We start from the raw sequence: 550 nt of genomic DNA on the forward strand, positions 1-550 counted from the left end.
CCCTCCAGGGTCGCCACCAGTGCGGGGCCGTGCGACTCCCCCGCCGTCAGCCAACGCAACCTGCTCAACGGTGCTCCTTAAAACCTCGCGCCCGTGCGACTTCTCAGCTCCGATCCTCCCATGAGCTGCGACGGAGCCCGTTCGCCCGTCCACGCTACGGACGACGGCCCGCGCCCGTCGCCGGGGCGGCGCGATGTTCGGGCAGCGTCCGCACGGCGCACCGGCGCCCGACCGCGCGCGCCCCCGGTGGCCACCGGCCGGGCGCGCGCGGAACGCCGCCGCGCGGGCCCGAGCCGCTACGGCGCCGTGGCTCGCTGCCGCGCCGCGAGCGCGGCCTCGCCCGCCTCCCGCATGGCGGCCAGCGGTGCCGCGCCACCGGTCATCCGCTCCACCTGCAACACCGCCTGGTGCACGAGCAGGTCGAGCCCGCCGACGACGGCGCCGCCACGCGCCGACCAGGCTGCGGCGAGCGCGGTCGGCCAGGGGTCGTAGAGCACGTCGAAGAGCGCGCCGGGCCGCTCGGGCACGGCGGCGGCCAGCGCGTCGGTGC

General features: G+C 78.4%; 1 pseudogene. It reads right to left on the minus strand.

What is annotated here, in order from left to right:
• Positions 1-296: 296 nt before the first annotated feature.
• Positions 297-550: pseudogene (locus KUM32_RS40130) on the minus strand (shikimate dehydrogenase); the annotation flags it as partial.

The organism is Streptomyces sp. AC627_RSS907 (assembly GCF_019049165.1).